At 59.1% G+C, this 23,577-nt stretch carries 19 protein-coding genes; 3 read left to right on the top strand and 16 right to left on the bottom strand.

Translation table 11 applies throughout. The annotated features are described in order from the left end of the window. Positions 1-4: 4 nt before the first annotated feature. Both H7H48_RS07515 and H7H48_RS07510 read right to left on the bottom strand, forming a co-directional pair. Entirely contained in the window at positions 5-1,258 is a 1,254-nt protein-coding gene (locus tag H7H48_RS07515; RefSeq protein WP_229448388.1) for a sarcosine oxidase subunit beta family protein, read from the bottom strand. Between the two features lie 118 nt (positions 1,259-1,376). Further along, entirely contained in the window at positions 1,377-2,522 is a 1,146-nt protein-coding gene (locus H7H48_RS07510) for a hypothetical protein (RefSeq protein WP_229448387.1), read from the bottom strand. Between the two features lie 206 nt (positions 2,523-2,728). Here H7H48_RS07510 and rpsU point away from each other — a divergent pair, with 206 nt between their 5' ends. From rpsU to H7H48_RS07495, 3 genes are all read left to right on the top strand, one after another. Beyond that, positions 2,729-2,956, top strand: a complete 228-nt coding sequence (gene rpsU / locus H7H48_RS07505) for a 30S ribosomal protein S21 (RefSeq protein ID WP_007008828.1) — start codon at positions 2,729-2,731, stop codon at positions 2,954-2,956. 142 nt (positions 2,957-3,098) lie between these two features. After that, positions 3,099-3,947, top strand: a complete 849-nt coding sequence (locus H7H48_RS07500) for a tetratricopeptide repeat protein (protein ID WP_229448386.1) — start codon at positions 3,099-3,101, stop codon at positions 3,945-3,947. A 140-nt stretch (positions 3,948-4,087) separates the two neighbouring features. Further along, a complete protein-coding gene (locus H7H48_RS07495; protein ID WP_229448385.1) occupies positions 4,088-4,573 on the top strand; it encodes a DUF992 domain-containing protein in 486 nt (161 codons plus the stop codon). Between the two features lie 74 nt (positions 4,574-4,647). Here H7H48_RS07495 and H7H48_RS07490 read toward each other — a convergent pair whose 3' ends face one another. The 14 genes from H7H48_RS07490 to H7H48_RS07425 all read right to left on the bottom strand — a co-directional run bounded on the left by H7H48_RS07490 (position 4,648) and on the right by H7H48_RS07425 (position 23,282). Then, positions 4,648-6,045 carry an NAD(P)(+) transhydrogenase (Re/Si-specific) subunit beta gene (locus H7H48_RS07490; protein ID WP_229448384.1) on the bottom strand — a complete coding sequence of 466 codons (1,398 nt, stop codon included), beginning with the start codon at positions 6,043-6,045 and terminating at the stop codon, positions 4,648-4,650. A gap of 1 nt (position 6,046) precedes the next feature. Beyond that, entirely contained in the window at positions 6,047-6,472 is a 426-nt protein-coding gene (locus H7H48_RS07485) for a proton-translocating transhydrogenase family protein (RefSeq protein WP_229448383.1), read from the bottom strand. Further along, the gene (locus H7H48_RS07480; protein WP_229448381.1) at positions 6,472-7,785 is read right to left on the bottom strand and encodes a Re/Si-specific NAD(P)(+) transhydrogenase subunit alpha; all 1,314 of its coding nucleotides are present in this window, start codon (positions 7,783-7,785) and stop codon (positions 6,472-6,474) included. The genes H7H48_RS07485 and H7H48_RS07480 overlap by 1 nt, the downstream gene beginning before the upstream one ends. Positions 7,786-7,870: 85 nt before the next feature. Further along, positions 7,871-8,098, bottom strand: a complete 228-nt coding sequence (locus H7H48_RS07475; RefSeq protein ID WP_229448380.1) for an aa3-type cytochrome c oxidase subunit IV — start codon at positions 8,096-8,098, stop codon at positions 7,871-7,873. 214 nt (positions 8,099-8,312) lie between these two features. Continuing rightward, entirely contained in the window at positions 8,313-9,146 is an 834-nt protein-coding gene (locus tag H7H48_RS07470) for an ABC transporter ATP-binding protein (protein WP_229448379.1), read from the bottom strand. 77 nt (positions 9,147-9,223) lie between these two features. Continuing rightward, positions 9,224-10,543, bottom strand: coding sequence for an ABC transporter substrate-binding protein (locus tag H7H48_RS07465; RefSeq protein ID WP_229448378.1), 1,320 nt, complete (start codon positions 10,541-10,543; stop codon positions 9,224-9,226). Positions 10,544-10,615: 72 nt separating this feature from the next. Then, the gene (locus H7H48_RS07460; protein WP_229448376.1) at positions 10,616-11,692 is read right to left on the bottom strand and encodes a branched-chain amino acid ABC transporter permease; all 1,077 of its coding nucleotides are present in this window, start codon (positions 11,690-11,692) and stop codon (positions 10,616-10,618) included. A 3-nt stretch (positions 11,693-11,695) separates the two neighbouring features. Beyond that, on the bottom strand, positions 11,696-12,655 hold the full coding sequence (locus H7H48_RS07455; protein ID WP_065815812.1) for a branched-chain amino acid ABC transporter permease: 960 nt from the start codon (positions 12,653-12,655) through the stop codon (positions 11,696-11,698). 19 nt (positions 12,656-12,674) lie between these two features. Continuing rightward, the gene (locus tag H7H48_RS07450) at positions 12,675-13,499 is read right to left on the bottom strand and encodes an ABC transporter ATP-binding protein (protein ID WP_229448375.1); all 825 of its coding nucleotides are present in this window, start codon (positions 13,497-13,499) and stop codon (positions 12,675-12,677) included. Next, positions 13,496-15,472 carry a long-chain fatty acid--CoA ligase gene (locus H7H48_RS07445; protein ID WP_229448374.1) on the bottom strand — a complete coding sequence of 659 codons (1,977 nt, stop codon included), beginning with the start codon at positions 15,470-15,472 and terminating at the stop codon, positions 13,496-13,498. The genes H7H48_RS07450 and H7H48_RS07445 overlap by 4 nt, the downstream gene beginning before the upstream one ends. A 247-nt stretch (positions 15,473-15,719) precedes the next feature. Further along, entirely contained in the window at positions 15,720-16,394 is a 675-nt protein-coding gene (locus H7H48_RS07440) for a Crp/Fnr family transcriptional regulator (protein ID WP_229448373.1), read from the bottom strand. A 61-nt stretch (positions 16,395-16,455) separates the two neighbouring features. Beyond that, positions 16,456-17,235 (bottom strand): hypothetical protein, encoded by a 780-nt coding sequence (locus H7H48_RS07435; protein ID WP_229448372.1) that lies wholly within the window; start codon positions 17,233-17,235, stop codon positions 16,456-16,458. 169 nt (positions 17,236-17,404) lie between these two features. Continuing rightward, positions 17,405-19,753, bottom strand: coding sequence for a bifunctional diguanylate cyclase/phosphodiesterase (locus tag H7H48_RS07430; RefSeq protein WP_229448371.1), 2,349 nt, complete (start codon positions 19,751-19,753; stop codon positions 17,405-17,407). A gap of 49 nt (positions 19,754-19,802) precedes the next feature. Further along, on the bottom strand, positions 19,803-23,282 hold the full coding sequence (locus H7H48_RS07425; protein WP_229448370.1) for an indolepyruvate ferredoxin oxidoreductase family protein: 3,480 nt from the start codon (positions 23,280-23,282) through the stop codon (positions 19,803-19,805). Positions 23,283-23,577 lie beyond the last annotated feature (295 nt).

The following is a 23,577-nucleotide window of genomic DNA, read 5'->3' as shown; positions in this document are numbered from 1 at the left end:
GCGCCTAATGCGCCACGGCGGCGGCAGCCGCCTCGTCGATAAGCCGACCATTGCGGAACCGCTCCAGCGTGAAGGGCGCGTTGATGGGATGCGGCTCGTCGCGCGCGATCGTGTGGGCAAACACATGCGCCGAGCCCGGTGTCGCCTTGAAACCGCCCGTGCCCCAGCCGCAATTGACATAAAGCCCGCTGACCGGCGTTTTTGCGAGAATGGGTGAGCGGTCTGGCGTGACATCCACAATGCCGCCCCACGACCGCAGCATCTTCATGCGGGTGAAGATCGGGAACGTCTCGCAGATGGCGTCGAGCGTGTGCTGGATGATGTGCAGCCCGCCGGTCTGCGAATAGGACGTGTATTGGTCCGTGCCTGCCCCGATGACCAGTTCGCCCTTGTCGGACTGGGAGATATAGGCGTGAACCGTGTTGGACATGACCACGCAGGGGAAGACCGGCTTGACCGGCTCCGACACCAGCGCCTGAAGCGGGTAGGATTCCAGCGGCACCTGAACGCCCGCCATCTGCATCAGCACCGAGGAATGGCCGGCGGCGACAACGCCAACTTTCCTCGCACCGATGGTTCCGCGCGTGGTCTCCACGCCGGTGACGGCGCCATCCGGCCCGCGATTGATGCCGGTGACCTCGCAGTTCTGGATGATGTCGACGCCGCGCGCGGCGGCGGCCCGCGCATACCCCCAAGCAACCGCGTCGTGGCGGGCCGTACCGCCGCGCCTTTGCAGCGCCGCGCCCATGACCGGATAGCGGGCCTCGCGCGAAATGTTGAGCGGCGGGCAGTAGGCCTTCGCCTTTTCGGGCGTCAACCACTCATTGTCCACGCCGTTCAACCGGTTGGCATGGATATGGCGTTTGAACACCTGCACATCGTGCACATTGTGCGCCAGCATCATCACGCCGCGCGGTGAATACATGACGTTGTAATTCAGATCCTGCGAAAGCCCGTCCCAGAGCTTCACGGAATGATCGTAGATGCCCGCGCTCTCGTCATAGAGATAGTTGGAGCGGATGATGGTGGTGTTGCGGCCCGTGTTGCCGCCGCCGAGCCAGCCCTTCTCCAGCACGGCGACATTGGTGATGCCGTGCTCCTTTGCAAGGTAATAGGCCGTTCCGAGGCCATGACCGCCGGCACCGACGATGATGACATCGTAGTTCTTCTTCGGCTCGGGAGACGGCCACTGTTGCGGCCAGCCCCTGTGACCACGCATGGCCTCGCGGGCGATAGCGAAGACAGAATATTTGCGCATGGGCCTCCCCGCAAACAATCAAGGCGCCTTGGAACCGGACGCCCCGGACATCAGCCTAGCAGTAGCGAAATACGAGGCAATGCCTTGCACTGATTGCGACGGAGATTGCCGTTTTGCGTCAATCTTCCTGATGGGCTTTCGTCTGCCTGAAAACTGGTGTCTTGCCCGAAAAACGCTCCATCAGCATCCCGCCAAACGCCAGGAAGAGAAAAGCGATATAGAATTCTCGAACCTCGGAAAGTTCGTACCCATCCACCATCGCCTCTCCGCCAAAGAGGAACACCAGCATGGTGAGGGCGTAGACGATCACCAATCCGAAGGCAGCTGCGCGCAGTCTTGCAGGTTGAATCCGCCGGGCAATGTCGACACCGATCATCAGGCCCAGAAAATACCAGACCTGATAGGGGACAATGTTCCAGGCTTCGTACATCAGCGAAGCGACCGGAAGCGCCATCAACGCAAAGAAGCGTGACGGCAGATAAGGCTCTACCTGGGCGGAAAACGCGCCGGCACCGCGCAGCCAGCACCACGGCATCACAATGAAGCAGAAGATAGCACTCGTGTAATAGATTGCCTCGAATTGATACGTGTAGAAATTGTGAAGGTTCGTCTCGTTCTGCACATTCCGGCTAAACAACTCCGGAGTGGCCCAACCAATCCAGTGCTGTCCCCACGACATTTCCTCCATGAGAATAAGAAACACCACGCCGGCCATGCCCGTGAGCACCAACGCAGGCGGAAAAATGGCGAGCAGACGTCCCTCTCTTTTTCCACGCGCGCCCCAGGCGGCCATCAAGAGGCTTCCAATGGCTGCAATGAGCAAGACTTCCGTGGCCATGCCAAGCGGCTGCATTTCACGCACATAATCATTCAGTGCCGTGGGTACGAAAAGAACAGCGGCTGCGACAGCCAGGAGAAACGCGGCAGCCAGAACGATGCCAACCATCACCCGATTGCGATCTTCGATCCTGACTGGAAGAATTTGGATCACAGGTCTCAAAGCAAAGTACAAGAGCAAAGCTGCAAGGGCAGAAAAACCGATACGGGCGCGGCCGAAGGGCGTGAAATCAGGGTCGCCCTTGCGCAACAAGCCATATCCATGGACCACCTCGCCGTAGACAGCCGAGCCGACAACCAGTGCAAAAGTCGCCGCGCCAAAACCAAGCCGCATGGCGCCCGTTCCAGAGCCGGCGACAGCCCGTCCATATCCATTCGCCATGTCGATATACTCCAATATGCAGAACACGCCTGTGTAGTAGCGCATCCTTTTCTCTACGTTAACGCGAAGGAAGGAATAAGCTCTCGAAAGAGGCGTCCACAAGAAAGCACTCGACAGCGGGCAATGCTTCTGCTATGTGCCACCGCTATTCGTGGCTGAATTCTGCTGCGGAACCCTTTGCCCATGGGCAAAGGAAAAATTGAATTCAATGCTGAACATATCGAAGACCAACGTTCTGACAGGAAACCCACGTGCAGGTACTCGTCCGCGACAACAATGTTGATCAGGCGCTTCGCGCGCTGAAAAAGAAAATGCAGCGCGAAGGCATCTTCCGCGAGATGAAGATGCGTGGGCACTACGAAAAGCCGTCAGAAAAGCGCGCACGCGAAAAGGCTGAAGCCGTTCGCCGCGCACGCAAGCTGGCGCGCAAGCGCGCTCAGCGCGAAGGTTTGGTCGGCGGACGTCCGGGCGCCCGCTGATAGCGCCCAGCTTTCGACGATTTTTGCTTTTAGAGGACGCGGTACGATCTTTTGGTCGTGCCGCGTTTTCGCATATCCGATGACTTTTTGCATGGGGACGGCAATGGCTTGGTTTGACACTCGGCTTATGGCATTAAGTGGCATGACTTCTTTCGACACGTCCCCGTCCCGCACTTCGCGCAAGATGCTTGCGGGCCTTGCCCTCGCAGCGCTTCTGCCCTTGGCCGCCTGCCAAACCGCCACCAATCCAGCCACCGATCTGAGTCGGATCGACACTGCGCAGGGTTCCGCCGAGAACATCGGCTCGCTGAGTGCGGTCATCCAGAGAACCCCCAATGAACCGGAAGCCTACAACATGCGTGGCGCGGCTTACGGCCGCGCCGGCCGGTACCAGGACGCGCTGAAGGACTTCGACAAAGCAATCTCGCTGAATCCACGTTCACCGAACACGTATGCCAATCGTGCCTTGATCCATCGCTACATGGGCAACAATCAGCAGGCGCTGGCGGACTACAATCAGGCGATCTCACTCGATCCCAACTATGACACCGCCTATATCGGGCGTGCAGAAATCTATCGCCTCTCCGGCCGGTCAACCGATGCCCTTGCAGATCTGGAACGGGCCATCCAGCTGGACACGACGGATCCGCGGGCCTATTACCGTCGTGGTCTGCTATATCAGGCAAGCGGCCAGCATCAGTTTGCCATTGAGGATTTTGCCAAGTCGATCTCGCTCTCGCCGGATGCTCCTTACGGCTATAATGGGCGCGGGCTCTCCTATCTGGCGCAAGGCGACGATGAAAACGCCTTCTCCGATTTCAATACAGCCATTCGGCTTGATGATGATCTGGCCGAAAGCTGGGCAAATCAGGCTCTCGTTTACGAAAAGCGTGGTGACAAGGAGAAGGCTGCGAAATCCTACGCACGCGCCCTTCAGCTCGATCCGGAATATATGCCCGCCCGCGATGGTCTGGCCCGCACACGCATCTGATTTCTCATATTTATCAGAATCTTAGCCCCGGCCATCTAAGCCGGGGCTTTTTGTTGCCCTCACACTGTGTGCACAAATTTATCTGGAACCTTCTTTGCAGTGGCGTGTTTTGAGCCCGGACCACAAAAGGAGTTCCAGTGATGAAAAAAGCAATCATTCTCGCTTCCGTCCTGACGGCCGCAGCCGCCGCGCCTGCCCTTTCCCAAGAGCGTGTGGAAGTCGGTGTCCTCGACTGTGTCATCGAAGGCGGAGCCGGCGTGGTGATCGCCTCCTCCCAGGAACTGGCATGCACATTCGAGCCCGTCGATGACAGCCGTCCGCCTGAAACCTATGTGGGTGTCGTGAACAAGTTCGGTCTGGATGTGGGCGTCAAGGACGCCACGCAGATGCAGTGGCTGGTCATGGCTCCCACGGCTGATGCCTATGCTCCGGGCGCACTTGAAGGCGATTATGCTGGTGTGAGCGCGGAGGTCGCAGCCGGTCTTGGCGCTGGCGCGAACATTCTCGTTACCCAGGACAGCCAGAGCCTGATGCTCCAGCCTGTGAGCCTTGAAGGCAAGACCGGCATCAATGTCGCGCTGGGCGTGAGCGAGTTTCAGTTGCGCTCCACATCTGCTGCCGAGTGATCATCCCCTGCCCCACCCGGCAACAAAAAAGCCCGGCTTCGCGCCGGGCTTTTCTTTGATGCCAGTCTTTTGTGTCAGTGATCCATCGCCTTGACGATGTCTTCCGTCATCTTCTTGGCGTCGCCCAGCAGCATCATCGTGCCGTCCTTGTAGAACAGCGTGTTGTCGATGCCGGCATAGCCGGAGCCGAGCGAGCGCTTGACGAAGAGACAGGTGCGCGCCTTGTCCACGTCAAGGATCGGCATGCCATAGATCGGCGAGGACTTGTCGTCGCGCGCGGCCGGGTTGGTCACGTCATTGGCGCCGATGACATAGGCAACGTCTGCCTGAGCGAACTCGGAGTTGATGTCTTCGAGCTCGAACACCTCGTCATAAGGCACCTGCGCCTCGGCGAGCAGCACGTTCATGTGGCCGGGCATGCGGCCCGCGACCGGGTGAATGGCGTATTTCACCTCGACGCCTGCTTCCTTCAGCTTGTCGGCCAATTCACGCAGAGCGTGCTGCGCCTGCGCGACCGCCATGCCGTAACCCGGCACGATGATGACCTTCTGCGCATTCGCCATCAGATAGGCCGCATCGTCGGCGGAGCCCTGCTTGACCGTGCGGTCGATCCCGTCATCGGCGGCAGCAGCCGTCTCGCCACCGAAGCCACCGAGAATGACCGAGATGAAGGAGCGGTTCATGCCCTTACACATGATGTAGGACAGGATCGCACCGGAAGAGCCGACCAGAGCACCGGTGATGATGAGCGCAAGATTGCCGAGTGTGAAACCGATGCCGGCTGCAGCCCAGCCCGAATAGGAGTTGAGCATCGACACGACGACCGGCATGTCTGCGCCGCCGATCGGGATGATGATGAGAACACCCAGCACCAAAGAGGCGGCAACGATCAGCCAGAAAATGGTCGTGCTCTGCGTGGTGACGAGCAACACGATCATGACGACCAGCGCAATGGCAAGGCCCGCATTCACCACATGCCGCATGGGCAGCATGATCGGCTTGCCGGACATGCGACCATCAAGCTTCAGGAAGGCGATGATGGAACCGGTAAAGGTGATCGCGCCGATGGCGACACCGAGCGACATCTCGACAAGCGCCTGGGCGTGGATCGCGCCCAGTTCGCCGATGCCAAAGCTCTCGGGCGCATAGAGGGCGGCAGCAGCCACCATGACGGCGGCAAGGCCGACAAGCGAGTGGAAGGCCGCCACGAGCTGCGGCATGGCGGTCATGGCGATGCGCTTGGCAATCACCGCACCGATGCCACCGCCGATGGCAAGACCGACGACGATGAGCACGAAACCGCCAAAGGACGGCGTTGCGTAGAGCAGCGTGGTGCCGATGGCGATGGCCATGCCGACCATGCCGTAGACATTGCCCTGACGGCTGGTTGTGGGATGCGACAGGCCCCTCAGCGCGAGGATGAAGAGAATGCCGGAAACGAGGTAGAGGAAGGATGCAAGATTGGCGCTCACGTCACTTGTCCTTCTTCTTGTACATGGCAAGCATGCGGCTGGTCACGAGGAAGCCGCCAAAGATGTTCACCGACGCCAGGATGAGCGCGATGAAGCCGGAGCCGGTGGCAAGGCCTGAAGCGGAAATGCCCACGGCCAGCAGCGCGCCAACGACAATCACCGACGAGATCGCGTTGGTGACCGACATGAGTGGCGTGTGCAGCGCCGGCGTTACCGACCAGACCACGTAGTAGCCGACGAAAATCGCCAGCACGAAAATGGCGAAGCGGAAGACAAACGGATCGATCGCCCCGCCGGATGCGCCATGCGCAAGCGCGCCGGCGGCATCGGCGACTTCGGCCGCCTGCATGCCTTCAATGGCGGCGCGAACGCTCGCCGCGGCGCTTTCGAGCTGGTCGAGCGCCTTTTCTAGTGCGGTTGGTTCCATCAGGATTCTCCCCCCGATTTGGTTGCGGCAGGCTTATCGGCAGCGCTGGACGCAGCAGCCGGCTTTCCTGCCGTTTTCTTCGCCGCGGCGGAGCCGGCAGCAGCCTTGGCTGCGGGCTTGCGCGCCGGCGTCGCCTTGCGGGCTGGCGCCTTTTTCGGCGCGGCGGCCTTGGCAGCGGGTTTTGCGGTGTCGACGAAATTGGGATGCACGACCTTGCCATCATGGGTAAGCATGGTGGCCTTCACCAGCTCGTCTTCCATATCGACGGCGAGCACCTTCTTCTCCTTGTCGACCATGGTCTCCAGGAAGGTGTAGAGGTTCTTCGCATAGAGCAGCGATGCGGATGCGGCGACGCGGCCCGGCACATTGAGATGGCCGATGATCTTGACGCCATTGGGCGTGGTGACGACCTCTCCGGCCTTTGCACCTTCCACATTGCCACCGCGCTCGACTGCCAGGTCGACGATGATGGAGCCGGGCTTCATGGACTTGACCATATCGGCACTGACAAGACGCGGCGCAGGCCGGCCCGGAATGAGCGCCGTGGTGATGACGATATCCTGCTTGGCGATGTGTTCGGCGACGAGTTCGGCCTGGGCCTTCTTTTCTTCGTCGGTCAGTTCGCGGGCATACCCGCCCTCGCCCGAGGCATCCTTCAGCGCCTCGGTCATGATGAATTTCGCGCCGAGCGACTGGACCTGCTCGCCCGCTGCCGCACGCACGTCGGTGGCGGTAACGACTGCACCCAGGCGGCGCGCGGTGGCGATGGCCTGAAGGCCGGCAACGCCGGCGCCCATGACGAACACCTTGGCGGCAGGCACGGTGCCGGCGGCGGTCATCATCATCGGCAGCGCGCGATCATATTCGGCGGCGGCATCGATCACGGCGCGGTAACCGGCAAGGTTGGCCTGCGAGGACAGAACATCCATGGACTGGGCGCGCGTGATGCGTGGCATGAACTCCATGGCGAAGGCGGTGACGCCTGCTGATGCCATCGCGGCGACGTCACCCTCATTGCCATATGGATCCATGGAGGCGAGGACGAGCGCACCCTTTTTGTAGGTCTTCACCTCGGCAGGTGTCGGGCGGCGCAGCTTCAGGACGACATCGGCCTTGCCGGCATCGGACGCCTTGCCGATCTTTGCACCGGCCTTTTCAAATTCGCTATCGACAATGCGCGATTGTTCGCCTGCGTTTTTCTCGACAATCACGTCGAAACCGAGACCCACAAATCGCTTGACCGTTTCCGGAGAGACCGCAACACGGCCTTCCGTTACGTCAATTTCTTTAGGCACAAATATGCTTTGTCCCACCGTCATATCCTTTCGGTTGGACCGTCCCCCCAATTCACGGAGCCGAGGGAGCGGCTCCGCACGTCACGTCACGGCAGAATGGCTCCTAGCGCAGCAGCCAGCTGCCGATCACCGAGATCAGAATGAAGAGAACGGTGCTGGAGAAGAAACCAGCGGAGGTGAAGAAACCAAATGCCATTGCGATCAGAATGGCGACAACCACGACGCTCGAATATTTGATGACGGCCAGGAAAAGATCATAGGTCTTTTCGTGTTCGGCGTAGTCCATTTCCGCGCCCGTTTCGGCCGGTCCGGCCGGCAAATTCTCTGCCATCTCAAAACCCCATGGGAATAGAATTGGTCTTGGGAGATAGCGAAAAGATGACGGAAGGGCAATGGGAGGATTGCCGCATGAACAATCCAATGCGGTTTGAGGCACCAGAACAGAACTGATTTCACGGAAACGGTACGGAATGTGGAAAAATCAGTTCGTTCGACGTGGAATGGTGTTCCACAATTCAGACGCTACGCTCCAAAAAACGCATGAATCACGAGAGCCAGCGCTTGCGCCGCTTGTAGTGTTTGACGTTCCGGAAAGAGCGCCGGCCCTCGCCGCCGACACCGAGATAGAACTCCTTCACGTCCTCATTCTCGCGCAGCGCCTTCGCCTCACCATCGAGCACGACCCGGCCCGATTCCAGAATGTATCCGTATTTGGCATAGCGCAGCGCCACATTGGTGTTCTGCTCTGCCAGGAGAAAGGAGACGCCCTGCTCCTCATTCAGCTTTCTGACGATCTCGAAGATTTCTTCGACCAGTTGCGGTGCAAGCCCCATGGAAGGTTCGTCAAGCAGGATCATCTTCGGTCGCGACATGAGCGCCCGGCCGATTGCCGTCATCTGCTGCTCGCCGCCTGAGGTGTAGCCGGCCTGCGAGTTGCGCCGCTCCTTCAGACGCGGGAAATAGGAGTAGACGAGATCCAGATCCTCGCGGATCGCTGCCTGCCCGTCGCGCCGGGTGAAGGCGCCCGTCAGCAGATTATCCTCCACCGAGAGATGGCCGAAACAGTGCCGCCCTTCCATGACCTGAATACAGCCCCGGCGCACCAGATCGTTGGGCGAGAGGTTCTGCACTTCGTCGCCGCCGAACAGGATCGACCCCTTGGTCACCTCGCCCCGCTCGGCATGCAGAAGGTTGGAAATAGCTTTAAGCGTCGTGGTTTTGCCCGCTCCATTTGCTCCAAGCAGCGCGGTGATGCCACCACGCGGCACTGAGAGCGAAACGCCTTTCAAAACAAGAATGACGTGATCGTAGATGACCTCGATATTGTTGACTTCGAGGATCTGCTCGTCTGTCTGCGGCGCGGGCGCTGATGTCGTCATGCCGTCGGTTCCCATGTCTCGGAGACGTCTCGGAGAATTGCTCCCCGCACGCGGCGGGGAGCCGTGGCAAAAAGTGCCTACATGCTGCACTCTTCATTGACCGGCCAGGGCGCGTTGGCTTCCGCATATTCCTTGGCCTTTTCAGCTTCCAGTTTTTCGATCTCGGTACGGTCTGGTGTCAGCAGATCCGATGCCTTGACGAATTTGGCACCGTCCCACTGCAGCATCCAGCCGCCACCATGGCCGGTGTGATCGGCGCATGAGGTGCTGAAGGGGACGAGCATGCCTTCGGCACCGAGCTCCTTCAGCCGCGCCTCATCCAGCTTGATGTTTTCCAGCCCCCAGCGCAGTTGCTCCGGGCTGGGATTGCGCACATCGAACTCTTCCTGAGCGGCCTTGATGCCCTCGACCAGAATGACGGAGATCATCAAACCGCGCTGATAGAAGACGGAATCGAACTCGCCTTCAGACTGGTTGATCTGCGACTTGCCGGCATCGACAACATATTTCTTGATGTCGGCCATGAGCGGAGCCTCGGAATTCGGCACGCTCCAGGAAATGGAACGGTAGCCCTTGCCCTGGTCGCCGACCAGCTTGAGGTCACCATCATGGCCGGACCACCAAACACCGACAAACTGGTCCATCGGATATTTGGTCTTTACCGCTTCGGTGATGGCGCCGGCGTTCATCGCACCCCAGCCCCACATCACCACGAAATCGGGACGCTCGCGGCGGATCTGCAGCCACTGCGCCGACTGGTTCTGCATTTCGGTCAAACCGACCGGGATCGGAACCAGGTTGAAGCCATGCTTTTCGGCCAGCACTTCAAGCAGGGGCAGAGGCTCCTTGCCGAACGGATGATCGAGATGCAGGAAGGCGATCTTCTTGTCTTTGAGACTGTCGAGATTGCCATCCGAAATGTTCTTCAGGATCATCGACGCGCCATCCCAATAGGAAGACGGCGGGTTGTAGGCCCACTGGAACACCTTGCCATCGGCCATGGGCGAGAAGCCATAGCCGGGCGCGAGGATCGGTATCTTGTCGACATTCGATTTCGGCAGCACCTGTAGCGTGATGCCGGTGGACCAGGGTTGCGTGACCACGGCGCGCGCCTTGGTCTTTTCGTAGCACTCGACACCCTTCTCGGTGTTGTAACCGGTTTCGCACTCGTCATATTCGAGTTTGACGCCGTTCAGCCCACCATCGCGCTCGTTTAACAGCGTGATGTAATCGCGCTGGCCATTCATGAGCGGTGTGCCGGTGGCCGCGAAGGGGCCGGTGCGGTAGGCCAGGTTCGGAATGTAGATGGCCTCGTCCTGCGCAACAGCAGGGACGGCGACGCTGGCGGCAGCAAGAAGGGCTGACGACAGGATCGCATTTCTGAGCATTCTCTTCATACTCTTTCCTCCACTTGTTCCGTTCTCCGAAAGGAAGGGGCGAACACTCCCCGTCTCAGACACCTTTTCCGCCTAATGCGGGAAAGGCCACAGAATGAATTTCTCGCGGATCATCGCCCAGAATCGCGCGAGCCCGTGCGGCTCGATGATCAGGAAGGCGATGATGAGCGCACCGATGATCATGATGTTCAAATGCTCGACCATGGCTGAATCGAGCGGGATGCCGAACGCCTGCGGCACACTGCCGATGATGACCGGCAGGGCAACGATAAGGATGGCGCCGAGGAAATTGCCGAGGATCGAACCCAACCCGCCAATAATGGCAATGAACAACACGCGGAACGACAATGGAATGTCGAACAGGTTCGCCTCCGCCGCACCACGCCACAGGAACACGAACAGCGCGCCGGCAATGCCCACCACATAGGATGAAACGAAGAAGGCCATGAGCTTGGAGCGCATCAGATTGATGCCCACAAGCTCTGCGGCGATATCCATGTCGCGCACCGCCTTCCACATGCGGCCGATGCGACCGCGCGTGATGTTGATGGCAAAGAAGGTGATCACGCAGACAACGCAGAGAACGAAGTAATATTGCGTGATGGCCGTGGCACGCGGACCTGCGACAGTGATGCCGAACATCTCGATATTGGGCACCTGGATCGCGCCGGACGCGTTGTAATTGTAGAGCCATGCCCATTTCTGGAACAGCCAGACGAGAAAGAACTGCGCGGCCAGCGTGGCAATGGCGAGGTAGAACCCCTTGATGCGCAGCGAAGGCAGGCCGAACAGCACGCCGATGGCGGCAGAAAAAAAGCCGGACATCGCAATCGCCACCACGATGTTCATTTCCGGAAAGATGGTGATGAGCTTGTAGCAGGCATAGGCGCCCACGCCCATGAAGGCCCCGGTGCCGAGCGACAATTGTCCCGCATAACCCGTGAGAATGTTGAGGCCGAGGGCTGCCAGCGAATAGATCAATACCGGGATCAACAGCGCTCGGAAGGTGAATTCGCTCGCCGTGAGCGGAAAGATGACAAAGGCGAAGATGAGGATGACGCCGAGCAGAAACGCATCCTGTCGCACCGGAAACAGCGCGTGATCGGCTTGGTAACTGGTCTTGAACTGACCTGCTGTGCGGTAGAACATGAATTATACCCGCTCGATGATTTTTTCGCCAAACAGCCCCTGCGGGCGGAAGAGAAGCACGAGCAGCGCCAGCATGTAGGCGAACCACGCTTCGGTGTTGCCGCCAAGCAGCGGCTGACCCCAATAGATCTCGAAGAGCTTTTCCAGAATGCCGATGGCCAGCCCGCCGATGATCGCGCCCATGACGCTTTCCAGACCGCCGAGCATGAGCACCGGCAGCGCCTTGAAGGCGATGACCTCCAGCGCGAAGGACACACCGGCCCGCGCGCCCCAGACAATGCCCGTGGCAAGCGCGATGACACCGGCGATAAACCAGACGATCACCCAGATGGTGGAAAGCGAAATGCCGACCGAGAGAGCGGCCTGATGGTCATCGCCAAGCGCCCGGATGGCACGGCCGATCTTGGACTTGTTGAGGAAGACCAGAAGAGCCGCCACCAGCACCATGGCGCCGATGACCGCCGTCAGGTCTTTCTCCTCGATGGAGACGAAGCCGCCGAATGGCTCGAACACAATGCTGCCTGTCGGGATGAACAGCTGCTCTGTAATCATCACCTTGTTCTCGCCGCCGAAGATCAGTTCGCCGAAGCCGATCAGGAACAGGGTGATACCGATGGTCGCCATGAACAGGATGATGTCGGGCTGGTTGACCAGCGGCCGCAGCACCACGCGCTCGATCGTCATGGCAAGCACCAGCATTACGGCCAGCGTGAGCGGCAGCGCAAGCAGGGCCGGCACGCCCTTTTCATAGAGGCCCACCAGCGTCAGCGCGGCAAACACCACCATGATGCCCTGCGCAAAATTGAAGATGCGCGAGGATTTGTAGATCAGCACAAAGCCGAGCGCGATCAGCGCGTAGAGCACCCCGCCGACGAGCCCTTCCCAGAGCACCTGAAGCAGGAAATCGGGGGCCGCCGCCATATCGGCGAAGGGCTGCACCAGAACATCGTTCAAGAATTCCATGCGTTCCTCCGTCCTGCCCCTAGTGCGGGACGCCCAGATAGGCGTCGATCACATCCTGATTGTTCTTCACCTCATCGGGCGGGCCATCGGCAATCTTCTTGCCGTAATCGAGCACCACCACGCGGTCGGACAGGTCCATGACCACGCCCATATCGTGCTCGATCAGCGCAATCGTGGTGCCGCGCTGCTGGTTCACGTCGATGATGAAGCGGCTCATGTCTTCCTTTTCCTCAAGGTTCATGCCCGCCATGGGCTCGTCGAGGAGAAGAAGCGTCGGCTCCATGGCAAGCGCGCGGCCAAGCTCGACACGCTTTTGCAGGCCATAGGGCAGCTTGCCCACCGGTGTGCGGCGAATGTGCTGGATCTCCAGAAAGTCGATGATCTCCTCGACCTTCTCGCGATGTTCGATCTCCTCGCGCAGCGCCGGCCCATGCCAGAGCATCTGCCAGCCGATATTGCGCTTCATCATGACCGAGCGGCCGGCCATGATGTTGTCGAGCGTCGACATGCCCTTGAAGAGCGCGACGTTCTGGAAGGTGCGGGCAATGCCCTGCCCCACCGCTTCGTGTGGCTTCATGGAGCGGCGCTCGCGCCCACGAAAGATGATCGCGCCTTCCTGAGGCGTGTAGAACCCGTTGATGACATTGAGCATCGAGGTCTTGCCGGCACCGTTGGGGCCGATGATGGCGCGAATTTCGCCCTTCAGCACATCAAGCGAAATGTCGGTGATCGCCTTCACGCCGCCGAAGGAAAGCGAGACGTTCTTCACGTCGAGCAGCACGCCGCCCCTGGCGATGCCATCGTCCGGCGCGGTGAGTTGGTTGGGATCGGGACGCGGGTTCATTCGGCAGCCTCCCGGACATTTTCGGCCGGAACCGCGTGGATCTCGGCATCGACGATCTTCACCGTCGCGCGGATGATGCCCTTGCGGCCGTCCTCATAGGTGACCTGCGTTTCCACGAACTTCTCCGACGAGCCATCGTAAAGTGCCTCGATGAGCTCGCCATAGCGCTCGGCGATGAACTTGCGGCGCACCTTCTGGGTGCGGGTCAGCTCTCCGTCATCAGCATCCAGTTCCTTGTGCAGCACAAGGAAGCGCCTGATCTGGGAGGCCGCCATCAGCGGCTCGCGGGCGAGCCTGCGATTGGCCTCGTTCACATGGGCGGCGATGGTCTCGTAGACACGCGGATGCCCGGCCAGCTCCTGATAGGACGCATAGGCGATGTTGTTGCGCTCGGCCCAGTTGCCGACCGCCTGCAGATCGATATTGATGAAGGCCGCGCAAAACTCGCGCCCATGGCCGAACGCCACCGCCTCCTGAATGTCGGGGAAGAACTTCAGCGTGTTCTCGATGTATTTCGGCGCGAACAGCGCGCCCGAGGCGAGCTTGCCGACATCCTTGGCCCGGTCGATGATCTTGAGCTGGCCGTCCGTGTCGAAGAATCCGGCGTCACCCGTGTGCACCCAGCCATCCTCGGTCTTGGTCTCGCGGGTGGCCTCGTCGTTCTTGTAGTAGCCGACGAAAACGCCCGGCGAGCGATACATCACCTCGCCGCTCTCGGCGATGCGGATTTCCACCTCCGGCGATGGCAGACCGACCGTGTCGGGACGGATTTTACCGTCTTCCTGCGCGGTGATGTAGACGGTGGCTTCCGTCTGGCCGTAGAGCTGTTTCAGGTTCAGACCAAGCGAGCGGTAGAAGGAGAAAAGCTCCGGCCCGATGGCCTCGCCGGCCGTATAGCCGACACGCATGTTCGAAAAGCCCATGCGGTTTTTCAGCGGGCCATAGACCATGAACTCTCCGAGCCGGTATTTCAGCCGGTCCACGAGCCCGACCTCTTCGCCGTTCAGAATGCGCTCGCCCACCTTTGCGGCGTGGGCGAGGAAATAGTCGAACATACCCTTCTTGATCTTTCCGGCATCTTCCATCCGCACCATGATCGCGGTCAGCATGGCCTCGAAAACACGCGGCGGCGCGAAGAAATAGGTCGGCGCGATCTCGCGGCGGTCCTCGTTCACCGTTTCGGGGCTTTCGGGACACGCGACGCAGAAGCCAGCCGTGTAGGACTGCGCGTAGGAGAACAGGTGATCGCCCACCCAGGCCAGCGGCAGATAGGCGATGATCGTCTCGTTCTCGGTCAGATTGTCGAAGGCATTGCCGTTGATGGCGGAACGGACGAAATTGTCGTTCGACAGCATCACGCCCTTGGGGCGGCCCGTGGTGCCGGATGTGTAGAGCATGACGGAAAGGTCGGAGCCGCGCCCCTTGTCGATCTCGACCAGCCAGTTGGCACTCGCCTCCGGTTCCTCGGCAAGGCGACGAAAGCCCTCTTCGCGCAAATGATCATAGGCATGGAGATGGGTGTGGTCGTAATCCCTGAGACCGCGCTCCTCGTCATAGACGATCTCGGTCAGGAGCGGCACCTCTTCCGAGATGGAGAGCACCTTGTCCACCTGCTCCTGATCCTCCACCACGGCGAAGGTGACCTCGGCATGGTTGAGCACATAGGCCATCTCTTCAGCGACAGAATCGGCGTAGACCGGCACCGGAACGGCACCCAGAGACTGGGCGGCGGCGAATGTCCAGTAAAGCCTTGGCCGGTTGGACCCGATGACGGCGATCTTGTCGCCACGCTTGAGGCCGATCTTCTGTAGGCCCAGCGCGAAAGCCCGCACTTCCTCAAGCTGCTCCGCCCAGCTCCAGCTTTGCCAGATGCCATAATCCTTGAAGCGCATGGCCGGCCGGTCACGAAACCGCTCGGCGTTCCAGAGCAGATATTTGGCAAACGTATCCTTAGACGCGTCATGATGCGCCAAGTCGCTTCCTCCCACTGTCAGCGGTAGACCCGCTGTTTTCCCGGCTCCTCCCAGAACCGGTTCTTGATTGGATCGAGGGTTCCACGAAACCCACAACCGATCAACACGCCCCTTGACAGACAGGCGATCAGTTTGCCTTTATACTAACGGAATTCTGTGCGCGGATGCGAGTGTTTCAGAGGCGCAAGGCGCCTGCTCCGACCAAAGTCTAAAGCATCAATCTAGAAGAATGATGGAGCCTGCGGGATCAGGACTCGTAATGGCTCAGTGCACCCGCATCCACCACTGTGATGCGGCCATGCTCGGCCTTCAGCAGACCTTCCTCTTCCAGCGCACGCAAGGCGCGATTGACAACCTGGCGCGAGACGCCGGCCAAAAGACCGAGCTCCTCCTGGCTGATCTCGATCGTGGTGCCCGCACGCGGATAAAGCGTTCGATTGAAGAACCAGGAGAGGTTGCGCGCCACACGCGCCGTCGGCCCCAGAATGCGATCGTATTCTATCGTCGCGATGAACTGGCCCATACGCTCGTTAAGCTGGCGCACGAGAAAGCGGTTGAAACCAGTGCTGTTCTCATAGAGCCACAGGAAGCTTGAGCGGGACAGCATGGCAAGTCGCGTATCGCGGATCGCCACCACATCATATTGCCGGGGTTCGTTCTTGAGCACCGATCCTTCTCCAAACCAGCCGCCATCCGTCACGCCGGCGAAGGTCATCGCCTTCCCGGCAGCCGAAATGGCACTGATCTTGATGAGCCCTTCGGTAACACCCGTCCAGTGGTCGAGCCGGTCTCCCCGATGGCAGATATAGCTGCCTTTGGAAAAGGTTCGTTCCGTCAGTCCGCGACGGGCGCGGTCGAGTTCGTCATCGGTGAGTTCGGCAGCCCAGATGGTATCTGCGACCGTGTCCCGTTTTGTGCTCATACCACTTCGATAACCCGGCTTCCCGCGGGCGGCAAGCAGTCGGGAGTAACGAGAGTGCGTGTCAGGCCGCGTGCGCCGAGTATTTGGCCGTGGGGAGAATGGTCAGAGGGGGCGCAAGACGGGCGCTGCCACGTTCAAACAGAAGCCGTTGTTCCGACCGCGCCGATAGAAAGAACGGAAATCGTTCCACGATGGGGCCGAACTCTTTCGCGCAAACCCCTCCAAACAACATCAGCGGAATGCTGATAGGCGGATAGATGCGCTCCGGGCTCATCTGGCGCGCGCCGAAAATCCGTCGGTAGAATGCGGTGTGTTCCTGGCGGATCAGACAGGCGCAATAAGTTGAGCGGAAATGTTCATAGGCAGCAATCACCAACCGCAAGGACACGTAGGGCAATGCCCGGTAATCGCGCGCAAGCTCCGGATCTGCAGCGAGCATGCTGGGGTTGATACAAGTGTCACCCTGCTCGATCAGAGGCGACATAATATCTCCAAACCCCTTGGTTACCGGACCGAGTGGGTTTTCCCGGTCGATCTGATGCAGCCGCACCGTGCTGACAAGGCGTTTGTCGATGTAAACGGCGAAATTGTAACAATTGGGAAGATCATCGAGATCGTCTTTGACGATTTGTCCTTCCGTCTCGGGCACGAAACCATGCGCGCGGTAGGATCGGTATCGCAGATGAAAAATCTCTTCACGATCTTCACCGGTCTCGCACCGGCGATACTCCGTGCGTTCGAGAAGCGCCATGACGCTATCGATGAAGCTGGAAGATTTCTTTGACGGTTCGCGAACGAAGCGTTCAGCTCCCGGTTTCAGTCCGACCAGGCCGGTACTCATGACCATTGCCGCATGCCCCACGTCGACTTCTACCACCTCTCATATAGTCAAGGGTAGCCGCATGACCAGCGATGTAAAGCTGAAACTCGTAATCAAACTGTTCAGGTTTTATTAACCTTAACAAAGGGTTTCTGCGCATTGGACTTGCATAAGAAAAAGCTTCGAAAAGTCAGTTGGAAAGACGTTCCTGGCGCTCGAGCTGAGCGGGGGAATAAAGCTGTTTCATTTCGGCCATGGTTTCAATACCCGAGGCCGTCAGGGCCGGGCCGAACAAAAATCCCTGCAAGAGATCGGGCTTGACCGAGCTTTCGAGCAGCTTCAGCTGATCAAACCGCTCAACGCCTTCAACCGTTACAGCGAGGCCCAGCTTGCGGGACAGTTCGACCACCCCCTGCAGAAGGTGAAGCGAGCGCTCGCCTTCCTTCAGATTTGCGACAAAGCTACCATCGATCTTGATTTTATCGAGCGGCAGAGTATGCAGATAGCTAAGCGAGGAATACCCGGTCCCGAAGTCATCCAAAGCGATACGCACGCCGAGCGTCTTCAAGCTGTTGATGTAGCGAACCGTCGCTTCCGTATCATTCAAAAGTGCGGTCTCCGTCACTTCTATCTCGAGACGATCCGGCTTCAACCCCGCGCCGTTGAGTGCTCGCTCCACTTTGCCGATAACCGCGTCAGAGCGAAAATCCTTCGCCGACAAATTTACCGACACACCCACATGCTCTGGCCATTTGACGCATTCCTGGCAGGCTGCCTCAAGCACAATCGTGCTGATCTCTGAGATGAGCCCCATCTCCTCGGCGAGAGGTATGAAAACTGCTGGTGAGACAAGTCCCAGGTCCGGATGGTCCCAGCGACACAACGCTTCACAACTCGTAATCCGCATTGTGGCAGCGTCGACGATCGGCTGATAGACGACACGCAGGCTGCGCGCTTCAATGGCGTTGCGGAGATCCGCTTTCATCACCTGCCGGTTTCGGAATGCGATATCCATCTCGGTTTCGAACAGGCTCCAGGCATTCTTGCCCAATTCCTTGGCCCGGAAGAGCGCCAGATCCGCCTTGACGATCATGGAGTCCACATCACTTGCACGAACAGGCGCGACCACGGCTCCACCACTGGCCTGAATGCGCATTGCATGTCCCGCAACATCGACCTCACCGGCGAGCGATGCGAAAATTTCCTCGAACTGTCGGGAAAACTCCTCTTCATCAGCCACCTGATTGAAATAGACCATGAACTCGTCGCCGCCGAACCGGCTGATGCGGACATTGGGGTTCGCAAACGCAGAAAGGCGCTCTGCCACGGCATAGATCAGACCATCCCCGACCGGGTGGCCGAGCGTATCGTTCACTGATTTGAAATCATCCAGATCTAGAACCGCGAGACCGCAGAGGCGATCCTGATCGCCCGCCGCCATCGCCTCCGTTACCTTCTCGTGAAAATATGCGCGATTGGGCAGACTGGTAAGACTGTCATAGCGCGCCATGAAACGGATTTTCTCTTCTGCTTCGACGCGACTTGTCACCTCCTCAAAGGTGAGCACTCCTACCTCATCGTGTCCCTCGCGAGCAGCGAACTCAAAATGCCGCCCGTTGGTCATGCGCAGCAGAACCTTGCGGTTACGCCCTTCACGCAGCGCCCGCGAAAGCTGCTCCTCGGCATAAGCGTAATCGCGCTCCGAAAGCAGCCCACTCGCCACACCACGCATGAGCAGTGATTTCAACGTCCGACCAAGCATCTGTTCGGAGGACTTGAACCCAAGCATCTCTGCCGCCTGGGTGTTGCTCACCACCACCCGCTCCTCGTTGTTCAACATGAGCAGGCCGTGGTGCATCGTATTGAGAGCGCGATCGAACCGCTGCGCCAGCCGAGTGGAGCGCTTTTCCTCACTGATGGCAGTGAAGAGGACCGTGCGCACCAGATCTGCCATTTTGGTCACGACCAGCATGAATGGCGCGATAAAAAGTCCAAGCACGAAATGATATAAATCGCCCTTCAACATCAGGCCGAGCGCCATTGGAAACACAATCGTCAGCGTCAGGATCGACACCATTTTGTGGGAGCCGTAGTTGCGTCCGGCAATCGTGATCGTTCCGCTGAGGATGGCCGAGACGGCTGCAAGCTCGCTGAAATTGTCGTTCGACCACATCGTGGCAAAGAAGCCGAACGCTCCGACAACAAATCCGTGGATGCTGCCCCACCAGAGATATCGCGCTTCCCATGCAAGTGCTGACGGATAGTCGAAGATCAACGCATGATCGACGCGCGTAATCTTGAAATAGCGCCAGACACCGGCAATGAACATCGCCGGTCCAAAAGCAAGGAAGGCAGGCTGGCCGGTCTTGTAAAAAAGAAGAACTGCAATCAGACCATAGCACGCCGCGCCCACGGGGAGCACACCGACGTCTTGAAACAACGAACGGATGTACCCAACATAGACGTCTTCCGGTATGCTGTTATTGCTGTTTTTCACCGCATGAGCCCGATTGACGGGCAAGATATGCCACAACAGCATTAAGAAAGGTTTAGTAAAGTTTTTGAGCCGGCTGCTTGAAGAAAGCCGGCTATTCTGCTGCCTTTAGAAACGGATCTTCCTTTTCACCACCTTCCAGGCGCTGGATCAATCTCGCACGCTCCTGCGCCGCTTTCGCTGCGTTGGCCTCCTTGATGTGCCCGTACCCGCGAATGAGAGCCGGCACCGATGCCAGTGCCACCGCGGCATCCGCCCGTTCCGGAGAAAGCAGCGCCTCGATGCGATCGAGATCTCCTTCATATTCGGTGAGCAGGCGTCGTTCCATCCGGCGTTCTTCGGTGCGGCCGAAAAGGTCGAAAGCCGTGCCCCGCAGGCCGCGCATGCGCGCAAGCAGGCGGAAGGCAGTCATCATCCAAGGCCCAAAATTCGACTTTTTGGGATGGCCGGCAGCATCGCGACGACCGAGGATCGGCGGAGCAAGATGAAATTCGAGACGATCATAGCTTTCAAATTCCGCCGCAAGTTGGCGTTTGAAGCTCCCATCGGTGTAGAGGCGCGCCACTTCGTACTCATCCTTGATGGCCATGAGCTTGAACAGGTTCCGCGCCGCTGCCTCCGTCACGGCGGTGGAACCCGGCACAGCTTTTTCCTCTGCGGCACGCAAACGGGCAATACGGCTGCGATAGCGCTCGGCATATGCCTGGTTCTGATACCCGGCCAAAAAGGCTGCGCGCCGATCAATAATCTCATCAAGCGACCGGGAAACAGGTTGTCGGACATCGCCATTGGATGATTTCGCGACCAGTTGATTCACAAACTCGGGATCATGTGCCGCACGCCGTCCCCAACGGAATGCGGATACATTCATGCTCACCGCCTGACCATTGAGCTCTATCGCTTTCTCGATGGCTTCGGCAGAGATTGGCAGACCTCCAAGTTGGTAGGCCATGCCAAGCATGAGCATATTGGCGCCCACCGAATTGCCAAAGAGAACGCTGGCCGTGCGCGTGGCATCAAAGAAATGCGCCTTATCTTCGCCGACCGCGGCGCGGATTGCCTTTTTCAGACGCTCGGTCGGGAGCGAGAAATCGGCTGAGCGGGCAAAATCTCCCGGCATAACTTCTGCCGTATTGGCCATGAAAAGCGTGTGCCCCTGACGGGCCGCTGCGAGAACCTTCTTAGCGCCGGAAACCACCAGATCACAACCAAGAACGAGATCTGCCTCCCCGGCGGAGACGCGGATCGCGTGGATATCTTCCGGTGTTTCGGCGACGCGAAGATGAGTGAAAACCGCACCACCCTTCTGCGCCAGCCCCGCCATGTCGATGATACCCGCACCCTTGCCTTCCAGATGTGCGGCCATGCCGACGATCGCACCAATGGTGACAACACCGGTGCCGCCTATCCCGTCCACCACCGCCGACCAGCCGCGCGCGAGGCCGTAAAGTTGCGGCTCTGGAACGCCTTCCAGCGGATCACTGGCGCCGGTTGCGGCTTTTGCCTTTTTCAGCTTGGCCCCGTGCACCGTCACGAAAGATGGGCAAAATCCGTTTACACAGGAGAAATCCTTGTTGCAGCTCGATTGATCGATCCGGCGTTTGCGGCCGAACTCGGTTTCCTGCGGCTGCACCGAAACGCAGTTCGACTTGACCCCGCAATCACCACAGCCTTCGCACACGAGTTCGTTGATGAAGACGCGCTTGTCCGGATCAGGGAAAGTGCCACGCTTGCGGCGGCGACGTTTCTCGGCAGCGCAGGTCTGATCGTAGAGCAGAACGGAAACGCCCTTCACTTCGCGCAGATCGCGCTGCACCTGATCGAGATCGTCGCGGTGATTGATCGTGGTGCCCTGGGGAAAGCTCACGGCCCCAGCATATTTCTCAGGCTCATCGCTGACCACGGCGATGCGTTGCACACCTTCCGCACGCACCTGATCCGCGATCATGTCGACGGTGAGCCCACCCTCATGCGGTTGGCCACCCGTCATGGCAACGGCATCATTGTAGAGGATCTTGTAGGTGATGTTTGCGCCCGAAGCGATTGCAAACCGGATCGCCATGGAGCCGGAGTGGTTGTAGGTGCCGTCGCCGAGATTCTGGAAAAAATGCTCACGTTTCGAGAACGGTGCCTGGCCGATGAACTGGGCGCCCTCACCGCCCATCGCGGTGAAGCCTATATTGGAACGATCCATCCAGGTGGCCATGAAATGACAGCCAATCCCGCCACCGGCAATCGAGCCCTCGGGGACATTGGTGGAGGTGTTGTGCGGGCAGCCGGAGCAGAAATAGGGCGTGCGGCCTGACACGTCCTGCGTATCCGCGAGCATCGCCTGAAACTGGCGCAGTCGTGACACGTGAGCGGAGATTTCCTCCGACGGTCCGATAACGCGCAGGATGCGCTCGCCAATCGCGATGGCAATTTCATTGGGATCAAGCGCTGCCGTGGGCGCAAAAAGCCGACTGCCTCCTTCATCCACCTTACCAATGATTTCCGGCTGATTGGCTGTGCCGTAGAGATTTTCCCGCAACTGCACTTCAATGAGCGAACGCTTTTCCTCGACCACGATCACCATGTCGAGCCCGCGCGCGAATTCCCGCATATGCTCAACATCGAAAGGCCAGGGGCATGCCACTTTGAACAGACGGATGCCAAGTTGCTGGGCACGTGCTTCATCGATCCCGAGATCATCCAGGGCCTGACGCGTGTCGAGGTAGCTCTTGCCGAGCGTGACAATGCCGATCTTTGCCTTGGCCCCGCCCGAATAGATGATGCGGTTGAGATTGTTTGCCTGGACGAAGGCGGCGGCCGCAGCGCGCTTGAAATCGTAGAGCCGTGCCTCCTGCCCCAGCATATTGATCTCGTTGCGGATGTTCAGACCGCCGGGCGGCATCTCGAATTCGGGTGTGACGATGTTCAGCCGCTCAAGCGACACATCCACGGCGGCTGTCGATTCAATGTTGTCCTTGACGCATTTGATGGCCGTCCAGGTCCCTGCAAAACGCGACAGCGCATAGCCATAGAGACCATAGTCTATCAGCTCCTGAACGCCGGCGGGGTTCAGGATCGGGATCATCGCATCGACGAAAGCAAACTCGCTGGCGTTGGCAACCGTCGAGGATTCGGCTGTGTGGTCATCGCCCATCAGCGCCAGCACACCACCATGCTTTGAGGAGCCGGCGTGGTTGGCATGGCGAAAAACATCACCGGAACGGTCGACGCCGGGCCCTTTGCCATACCAGACGCTGAAGACACCGTCATATTTGCCTTCGCCAAGAAGCTCGGTCTGCTGGGACCCCCAACAGGCGGTGGCCGCCAACTCCTCGTTCAGCCCGGGCTGAAAAATCACATTCGACGCTTCGAGCTGCTTTTTCGCCTTCCAGAGCTGCTGATCGAGACCGCCAATGGGCGATCCCCGATAGCCGGACACGAAGCCGGCCGTATTCAACCCTGCACGTCGATCACGCTCACGCTGCATCAAAAGCATCCGCACGATGGCCTGCGCGCCGGATACGAAGATGCGCTCCTTCGTTAAATCGAACTTGTCATCGAGCGTGACGTCGTGAAGCGTCATATAACAATTCCTCCTCTGCGGATCACGGTTGGAAACGTTTCCGCAAGGGTAGTTTTCTATCCGCCCGGCATCCCGTCAAACGAATTTGCGAGCTCTGCAACAATGAGCAACGCCGACACAGGAACCGGTATTTCCCCGGACATTTTATTAGCTGAACCGCATACACAACGCACGAATCTGACCTGAGTATACCTGCCTCCCACCCAAGCACAGCAAGCGACAGAGCCTATTCACCTGATTATTTAGGGTCGGCACTGCGTTTCGACAGGCAAAATGGCGAGTTTTCCCACCCGGT

The sequence above is a fragment of the Nitratireductor sp. B36 genome (assembly GCF_020833685.1).
Classification (GTDB): domain Bacteria; phylum Pseudomonadota; class Alphaproteobacteria; order Rhizobiales; family Rhizobiaceae; genus Nitratireductor.
This window is presented reverse-complemented; position numbering and strand designations above follow the sequence as displayed.